The organism is Flavobacterium kochi, assembly GCF_048286715.1.
Taxonomy (GTDB): domain Bacteria; phylum Bacteroidota; class Bacteroidia; order Flavobacteriales; family Flavobacteriaceae; genus Flavobacterium.
In genome coordinates, this window is sequence record NZ_JBLVPW010000024.1 from 46,471 (window position 1) to 55,499 (window position 9,029).

7 protein-coding genes are annotated in these 9,029 nt (G+C 35.4%); 4 read left to right on the top strand and 3 right to left on the bottom strand.

Annotation, left to right across the window (positions count from 1 at the left end; all coding sequences use genetic code 11):
* Window position 1 precedes the first annotated feature (1 nt).
* The 3 genes from ACNQGH_RS17950 to ACNQGH_RS17960 all read left to right on the top strand — a co-directional run bounded on the left by ACNQGH_RS17950 (window position 2) and on the right by ACNQGH_RS17960 (window position 4,312).
* Window positions 2-1,234: an MFS transporter gene (locus ACNQGH_RS17950; protein WP_417957384.1), complete on the top strand. Its 1,233-nt coding sequence runs from the start codon at window positions 2-4 to the stop codon at window positions 1,232-1,234.
* An 8-nt stretch (window positions 1,235-1,242) separates the two neighbouring features.
* The gene (locus tag ACNQGH_RS17955; protein WP_417957385.1) at window positions 1,243-3,087 is read left to right on the top strand and encodes a heavy metal translocating P-type ATPase; all 1,845 of its coding nucleotides are present in this window, start codon (window positions 1,243-1,245) and stop codon (window positions 3,085-3,087) included.
* 97 nt (window positions 3,088-3,184) lie between these two features.
* Entirely contained in the window at window positions 3,185-4,312 is a 1,128-nt protein-coding gene (locus tag ACNQGH_RS17960; protein WP_417957386.1) for an efflux RND transporter periplasmic adaptor subunit, read from the top strand.
* Between the two features lie 181 nt (window positions 4,313-4,493).
* Here ACNQGH_RS17960 and ACNQGH_RS17965 read toward each other — a convergent pair whose 3' ends face one another.
* On the bottom strand, window positions 4,494-5,033 hold the full coding sequence (locus ACNQGH_RS17965) for a transposase (protein ID WP_417957387.1): 540 nt from the start codon (window positions 5,031-5,033) through the stop codon (window positions 4,494-4,496).
* Between the two features lie 731 nt (window positions 5,034-5,764).
* Between ACNQGH_RS17965 and ACNQGH_RS17970 the strand changes: the two genes are divergently transcribed.
* Entirely contained in the window at window positions 5,765-6,061 is a 297-nt protein-coding gene (locus ACNQGH_RS17970; RefSeq protein ID WP_417957388.1) for a hypothetical protein, read from the top strand.
* Between the two features lie 65 nt (window positions 6,062-6,126).
* On the opposite strand, the gene ACNQGH_RS17975 is transcribed toward ACNQGH_RS17970, so the two are convergent.
* Together ACNQGH_RS17975 and ACNQGH_RS17980 are read right to left on the bottom strand one after the other, a co-directional pair.
* A complete protein-coding gene (locus ACNQGH_RS17975) occupies window positions 6,127-8,277 on the bottom strand; it encodes a TonB-dependent receptor family protein (RefSeq protein ID WP_417957389.1) in 2,151 nt (716 codons plus the stop codon).
* A 261-nt stretch (window positions 8,278-8,538) separates the two neighbouring features.
* The coding region (locus tag ACNQGH_RS17980; protein WP_417957390.1) for a transposase at window positions 8,539-9,029 on the bottom strand (491 nt) is incomplete at its 5' end.

The window sequence follows — 9,029 nt, forward strand, 5'->3', positions numbered from 1 at the left end:
TATGAAATTAAAACAAATATTGGTTGAACCTTTCAAAGTATTAGAAAACAAAACCTTTGCTAAGTTGTATACGGCTCAAACTATCAGTCTTTTGGGTGATGCGTTTTCATGGGTTGGGTTGGCTTTATTAGCTTATCAAATAGACGCAGCAAATTCACCAATAATTCTCGCAACAGCATTAACTTTACGGGTTACTGCATTTATACTTTTCTCTCCGTTTGCAGGAGTTCTAGCTGATAAGGTACAACGAAAAAAAATTCTATATGTAACCCATTTTATACGAATGGCGCTTGTTTGTTATTTTCCTTTTATAACCTCCGCATGGCAAATTTATGTTTTAGTATTTTTATTAAATGTGTTTAATGCTTTTTTTACCCCAACCTACCGTGCTATAATTCCACAAATTATTGAAAATAAATATTTCCGTGAAGCTATTGGATTATCTACAGCAACATTTCAATTACTGGGGATTTTAGGCCCTGCATTAGCGGGAGTTGTAGCCGTTTGGTTTGGCGTAAGACAAATATTTTTTTTAGATGCAATTTCATTTGTTATTGCAGGAATATTAATTCTTTCTATTTCCGGCACCGATCTTCAAAAAGGGGTGCGTGACAAAGCCAAAAAATCCAATAGTACTTGGAACGATGTAATAAAAGGGATACGCTTATTGTTTGGTAATAAAATATTACAATTTGCTTTGAGTATCGAATTTGTTTCTGCAATTGCCGGTGCAATGATTTTGGTAAATACCATAAGTCACATCAAAAATGATTTGTTGCTTGACGATAAATATTATGGTTGGGCCATGGCAACTTTCGGAATTGGCGCAGCCATCTCAGCTTTTATTTTAGGTAGTTTAGACAAATCTAAAACACGAAGTACATCATTAATCAGTGGTGCATTATTGTTAGGAATTTCAATTTGTTTAGTTAATTATTCTGGATATCCTACACTTCTTGTTTTATGGCTCTTTGCGGGTTTAGGCCAAAGTCTCGCTGAAATGCCTTCAGAAACATTGATTGCCGAAACCATTTCATCCGAAAATCAGGGAAAAGTTTATGGTTCACACTTTGCTTTTTCGCATCTATGGTGGGCAATAGCCTATCCGATAGCTGGGTTTTTAGGTTCGCAGTTCCCTAAAACGGACTTTTTATATGGTGGGATTCTAACCTTGTCTTTAGCCATTTTATGTGTTTTTATTTTTAAGCCAAATTTTAATTTTCAAAATAAATAATTTTAATTATGAATTATACACAAACCTTTTTTTCGCGACAGTTCCTTTGGGAAATTGTACGGATCATAACAGTGGGAATGGCCTGTTTATTATTTTATTTTGAAATTATTCCATTACCCGTTTTGATAGTCGCAATGGCTTTCGGTCTTTACTCATTAGTAAAAACCGCAGTACTGGATATCATAAAAGAAAGAAAAATAGGTACCGAATTGTTTATAACCATAGCGGTAATAATTTCAGTTCTTGGTAAGGAATATTTGGCTGGTGCTGTCGTACTTATGATCATCCTTATTGCAGAATATATCGCAAGTGCAAGTACCGAAAAAGCAAGAGCATCTATAAAAGAGTTGATTGGTTCTGTTCCAAAGACTGCGATAGTAAAAAAGAACAACTCCGAATTAATAGTGCAAATAAGCGATTTAAAAATCGGTGATATTGTTCTGGTAAAAGCCGGAGAAAAAATCCCCGTTGATGGTAAAGTAATTGGCGGATCAGGTTCTGCGAACCAGGCCCCCATAACCGGCGAAAGTGTTCCGCAGGAAAAAATTATAGGAAGTGAAGTATTTGCCGGAACCATACTGGAATTAGGTGCGCTTGATATAGAAATGACTAAAGCAGGATTAGATACTGTTTTCTCACGTATTATATCCTTAGTGGAAGAGGCAGAAAGCCAGCAGGCACCTATTGAAAAATTCACGGACAAAGTAGCGGCTTGGCTTATTCCTGTGGTCTTTATTTTTGTTGGTACAGTTTACTTTTTTACCCGTGATGTCAAACTGGTGATTGCATTGCTGATTTTTACTTCCCCCGCCGAATTAGGTTTGGCAACACCGCTTGTGACCATTGCGGCAATAGCACGTGCTGCGAGAGAAGGTATTTTGATAAAAGGAGGTTTATTTTTAGAAGAGCTTGCTAAAGTAACTACCATTGTTTTTGATAAAACAGGCACATTAACCGTTGGAAGTCCTATTGTGAATACCGTTAAAATAATAGATCCTGCTTATAATGAAAACCAATTGGTTCAATTTGCTGCTTCTGTCGATCGTCGTTCCAGCCATCCATTAGCAAAAGCAATCTTAAGCTATGCCGATAAATTAAAACTTATCTATGGCGAGCCTGAAAATTTCGAGGTAGTAAAAGGACGGGGGGTTTCCGCAAAAATAGATGGCAAATCAGTTTTATTAGGGAACAAGCTCTTTATGGAAGAAAGTAAAGTACCTGTGTCGAAATCCTCAGAAAATAGTACCGATACTGCTATTTATCTTTCAGTTGACAATAAATTGGCGGGTATCTTTTATATATCCGATGCGATACGTGAAGGTGCAAAAGAAATGATTGAAGGTTTAAGAAAAAGCGGAATTCAAAATATAATTATGCTTACCGGTGATAATGCTGAAACTGCCAAGCACGTTGCCAATCAGATAGGAATTAGCGATTTCAGAGCCAATTTATTGCCCGAAGACAAAATAAATATCATAAAAGAATTGCAAAAAGACGGTTCTAAGATTGCAATGGTGGGCGACGGCATTAATGATGCGCCTGCTTTAGTCCAAGCAAATATAGGTATAGCAATGGGTGCTATGGGAACCGAAGCAGCAATGGAAGCGGCTGATATCGTTCTGATGCAGGATAAGTTGGAAAAAATCGCCAAGGCTCGTGCTATTAGTAAAAGAGCCTATCGAACCATTCGTGAAAATATTTTTGTAGGGGTTGGCGTCGTTCATGTGATTGGAATTACCCTTGTATTGCTTAAAATAATTGGACCGATTGAAGCAGCAGCGATTCATTTGCTTCCTGACACTTTAGTCTTTATTAATTCCATAAAACTCCTTCGCGTTAAGATTGATGCCTAACCGATTATCAATGGCAATGAAATTTTAAATAACAAACACTTAATATTCAAATAAAATGAAATCGCAGATTCACGAACACCAAAATAAAAATACAATCATGAGTAAAAATACAATCATTACAATACTGGCAATAGTATTCCTTTCTTCGTGTGGAGACAAGAAAACAGAAAGTGAAACAGAAGCCACTCCAACTATCGAAAACACGACAACACTTACCGACGCACAAATAAAAAATGCAGGTATTGAAACTGGGAAAATCGAGCAAAAAGAAATTTCATCTACCTTAAAATTAAATGGCAAAATAGATGTACCACCTCAAAACTTAGTGTCCATAAGTGTGCCGATGGGTGGTTATTTAAAATACACCAAACTTTTAGAAGGAATGTATGTAACCAAAGGGCAGGTTTTGTGCGTCGTAGAAGACCAACAATACATTCAACTGCAGGAAGATTACCTTTTGGCTAAAGCAAAAATAGGGTACGCAAAAGCCGAATTCGAAAGACAAAAAGAACTCAACCGAAGCAAAGCCAGCAGCGATAAAGTGTATCAACAAGCACAATCAGAATACAATTCACTATCGGTAATGGTACAATCGTATGGAGAAAAATTAAAATTCGCAGGGATAAATCCGAGTAATGTTTCTACAAAGAACATTTCAAAAAGCATCAATATTTATTCGCCAATAAGCGGTTATGTATCTAAAGTAAACGTAAATATTGGCAAATATGTAAACCCAAGCGATATTTTATTCGAGATTGTAAATCCATCTGATATTCATTTGGCATTGACTGTTTTTGAAAAAGACATCAATAAATTGGCTATCGGTCAATCGCTTTTAGCGTATACCAACACCAATCCAGAGAAAAAATATCCTTGCAAAATTATTCTGATAGGCAAAGATTTTTCAGAAAACAGAAGCACAGAAATACACTGCCATTTTACAGATTATGACAAAGAACTTTTACCGGGAATGTATATGAATGCCGAAATAGAATTAAAAAGCCAGCAATCAAATGTGTTGCCATCTGATGCTATTGTGAATTATGAAAACAAGAATTATATTTTTGTTGCCAAACAAAACAAACAATTTGAAATGAAAGAAGTTACAACAGGAAATACAGAAAATGGATTTACTGAAATTATTTCAGAAGATTTGAATGAGGCAACTATTGTGATAAAAGGGGCATATTCACTTTTAATGAAAATGAAGAATGTGGAAGAATAAAAAACATAAATTTACAGTATGGACAGAAAATATTTTTTAAAATCAAGTACTATTATTTACGTTTTCTAAAATATTGAGGAACATAAAACAATAAAAAGATAACAAGAATTATGAATACGATTTCCATTGTAGATTTTTTTTGTTTGACAAATGTAAAACTATAAATTATGTGAATCAAGGGTTAAAAAATTAGATATATAAAGGCGGCTGCAATTTTACCAAATATATGAATCAGGAGTCCTGTGCTTGACCTCACTTTGCTTGCTTTTTGAATATTCGTTTTCTCGATAAGCCAATTAAAAAAAGACTCAATTGGCTGTCTAACCCTTGATACTGCTATTGAAAACAAGTCATTCGCCGCTTTATTCCTGTTCCTAATTTCTTGACATTCTCCCTTAATGGCTTTAACCGGCGTCATCATTATCGAATTGTTTTCTTTTTCAAGGTCGGAAAAGAATTCTTGATTGTGATAGATTTTGTCGCCAAAAAAGAATCTATTTTCTTTGTTTGTCCAAGCTTCCTTAAAAACTGTTAAATCATTTACAGAAGCTGGAGTTATTAATATTTCCTCAGGAAAAGGAATTGTCTTTTCTCTTCTAAAAGCTAAAGCGTGAAATTTCACTTCGAAATAATACAAACTTTTTGTGGAACAATATCCTTTATCGGTCAAGTCTTTGGCTACTTTTCCTAATCGTTTTCCAGAGCAAGTTATTATCGGCATTGAATCCAATAAACTCTGGTTTGGAAAACAATTATTTGGAAAATACTCAATAAACAATGCGCTTAACAAACGCTTAAATGCCTTGGATAAGTTATTCAATCTATTATTGAATGCTGAATACGAACCAAGTTTGGGAAACCAAAATAGTCATAATTTCCTGGTCTGTTAAATCTTGTTCAAGGTTACTACTGAAACGTTGGCAAGAATATTTTAAATCTTTTTCAAATCTTTCACAGATTGAAAAGTAAATTTTTACTAATTTTAGTGCTTTAGAGTGATTAATCATATGTTCAAAAGTACGTTAGACATACTTTAAACATACTGATTATCAGGCTTTTAAACTAACTTTTTGAAGGTTTTTTATACTTTTTTTACCCCTTGATTCGCATAAATTATTAATTTCGTTAAAACACCCCCTTATTTCTAATGGATTTAAAGGGTGTTTTTTTACGACTAAACATTTGAAAAAACACAAACAAGTAGCATACCCTTTTGGTGATTTTTTTTAGCTAACCGGAGTTTTTCCCTCCGCCCGCTGTAAAACAAAAGGTGTATTATATAAAAAACCTGGTAAACAATTATAGATGAAATGGATAACTAGAGAACGACCTAAAATTGATAGAATAGCCAGTCCATTTTAATCTTAATCACAGGTTTAATCATTTCTTATCAAAAACATCGTTCTCTTTATACCCTATTGTTTGCTATTCCAAGTGCAATACTCATTTTGTATGGGTACTATTTTAGTAGTAATTTTTACTTTATCTGTCGGTATGTTTGGCTTGTTAATTGCAACTGGAGTCAATTATTACAGGAATAAATCACATGGTTCTTGCGAAACTTGCACCATATACAACGGTAAATCAGTAGAACTAAAATCAACCTTAAGCTGTCCTAATTGTGGATATAAAAAGGCGGAAATGATGCCAACAGATGTATGCGCATTTTTCTTTATTACAGTTAAAAATACGAAAAAAGGAGTAGAAAACTTTGATTTCTACTCCTTTTCATTAACAATTAATTCTTAAAAAAGACTTTTTCAGTGGCCTCCTTTTAAAGGCAGCCTTTGTTATTTTGAATACTTTTAATTTTATTAGAATTTTGCGGTGAACCCTAAATAAAAACTTCGCCCAACCGCCGGAATGATTCCAGGTCCCGGATATTCATCAGTTCTACGAGTAAAGTAGGATTTGTCGGTTAGATTATTGGCGCCTGCCTTAAGGGCAAAGCGGTCAAGTTTGTAAGTGGCACTCCAATCCATAACTGTATAGGCTGGGATATAGCCAACGACAGGGCTGTCGTTGATTGCCTGTTCATTTGACGCATCTCCAAAGGCATCACCTACATAATTTACTTGTAATGTAGTCGAGAATTTATTGGCTCCAAAAATCAAACCCACTCGATTTATGGTTTTGGCTGCAGCTTCGACTCTTTTTCCTTTAAATTCCCCTGAAGTATATTTTGCATCGATATAAGCAAAGGAATTAAAAATGCTCAAACCATAGTTTGATTGTGGATTTAAGTATTTTATGAAATTAAATTCCACATAACTTTCGATACCTTGGTGAACGCTATTGGCAATGTTTTTTCTTATGGAATAAAGATCGCCAGTGATTGGGTCCGCTTCAAGGGTAACGCCAATGCGTTTGTCATAGGCCATGTAGAATGCGCCGATGTCAAAATTAAGGTAGTTTCTGATGGTTCCTCTATAACCCAAATCGGAATTAAAACCTTTAGAATCTTTCAGGTTGGGGTCAATTTTTGAAGTTACTCCAAATGGTTCTAACTGGCTGTAATCAATTGGCCGATACGCCTGACTAAGGTTTCCATATATACTTGTATTCTTGCTTGGTTTTAGTTCTAAACCAAGACCCACTAAGGCAAAAGTCCTGTTTCTGGCTTCATTGGATATTTGAATGTCTCCATCCACTTCTTTATGTCCTTTGGAAGTGCTTCTGAGGTATTCGAATCTGAAACCGGGTATAACAGTAAAGTTTTTTGAAATTTTAAAAATATTTTCAACAAATGGTGCAATATTGGTCGTGGTAAAATCCAAATCATAACCCCAATCTCCGCTTATGGATAAGTCGAAATCGCTATTTGTACTTCCTTCCCCACCGCCTTGACGTTTGAACCAAGCGTAGCTGTAACGAATTCCAGTAGCAATGGTTGATTTCTGATTGCCCAATCGATAGTTTTGCGAATATCGAATCTCCGTTGTGCTGTTGTGCATGTCTTCGACACCAACTTCTCTTGGGGCAAAGGCATTGGTTGCAGGGTCTATATTATCATTTGCCTCGGGGCCACCGTCTTCATTTCTCCAAACCAAAGAACGATTGCTAAATAAATAACTGGATTTAATGCATAGCGTACTGTTTTCGGAAGGCGTATAATTGGCGTAAGCCGTGATGATATTCCATGGGCTTTTTAGCCAATTTCGTGCTCGGGTTGATTGTCTGGCGTCCGAATTAAATTGTTCGTCTGTCAATCCGCCGGGCATTCTTATTTTATTGCGTAATATGGAATATTCTACCCCGAAATTAAGTTTTTCGGAATGATTGTATTGAATTTTACCAAATCCCGAAAGTTGCGATTGCTCACTATTAGGTCTGCAGCCCTCCATGTAGCGGTATTGCAAAAAGCCGTAGTAGCTTATTTTTTTGTAATTCCCGCCCACCGAATTAAACGAATTGTATAATCCATAACTTCCTATGGTTTGCGAAGTTGTAAATTCAAAAGGTTTGTCTGCAGGAGCGTCTTTAGTAACATAGTTTACGAGACCTCCAAATTGGGAGCCAAATTGCAGGGAGGATGCTCCTCTAACCATTTCTATACGACTTACCCCTTCCATAGGAGGTAGGTAATAAGATTCGTTATAACCATATATGTCGGCGCTGATGTTATATCCGTTTTGACGTGTGTTCATTTCTATGCTTTGGGAGGGATTCAACCCTCGGGTGGCTATTCCGTTTGCCGTAAAACCGCTACTCTCTGTTTCGACTATATTTAATCCGGGTATTCTTCCAAGAATTTGTCGGGTATTGTTAACCGCTTTATTGGCATCCAAACTATCTGCTAAGATAATTTCGTTCTTTTTGCCGGCATAAATAATTCCGTTTTTACTGTCTTGCAAATGACCAATTCCATTAACGGTTTTGTATCCTTTAACGACAACTTCTTCTAAAGCTGTCGATTTATCTTTTCTTATTTCTTGCGCTGTTCCAATTACAGAAAATAGTAGCACGCCCGCAAATATTATTTTTTTTATCCTTATTTAGATTAATTCTACGGAGACAAAAGTAATAGCTAAATTTTATTTACACTAATTATAAATAAATAATCTTAGTTAATACCCAAAAGTCGCAACAAAACTATTGGGTAAAAAGATTTTTTGTTCTGATAAAGATTTTTGTTTTTTTCAAGATAGGCTCATTTTTAATCATAAACGTTCATAATACCCCCTTACCCTACAGAGTTTTTTAAGTAACTTCAGTAATTTCATGTTCTAAATTTGTAATATTTTATAGTCGTGTTCAGAGAATATCTGTAGCGTTCTTTGTCTTGCGTGATTTACAAAGGTTGAAGCGATGGTTATGTAATTAAAACAAATTGCTTTAACACGCATATTGAGCTTGATGTATTTGGTTTTGTTTTGTACCAAAATCTTTTTTGTCCATTCAAATAGAACAGAACACATTGCCATAAGGTAGATGAAAACAGTATTCATATCCATGTCCGGAAAAGGCAAATGATGCACATTAAAATCATTGAGTAAATAACGATTAGAATTTTCTGCATCTCCTCTGTCGTTATAGAACTCGATGATTTCCTTGTTGGAATAGGCAATATTATTAGTCATAATACCATAATAAGTATAAGGACATCCCGACAACATGTCGATTTGCTGGTCGTTTCTTAGGGAACGGCTAACTACAATTCGGTACGATTTATCGCCGCCAAAAGGGATGTAATTTGTGGTAGCCACTTCTTTTTTTT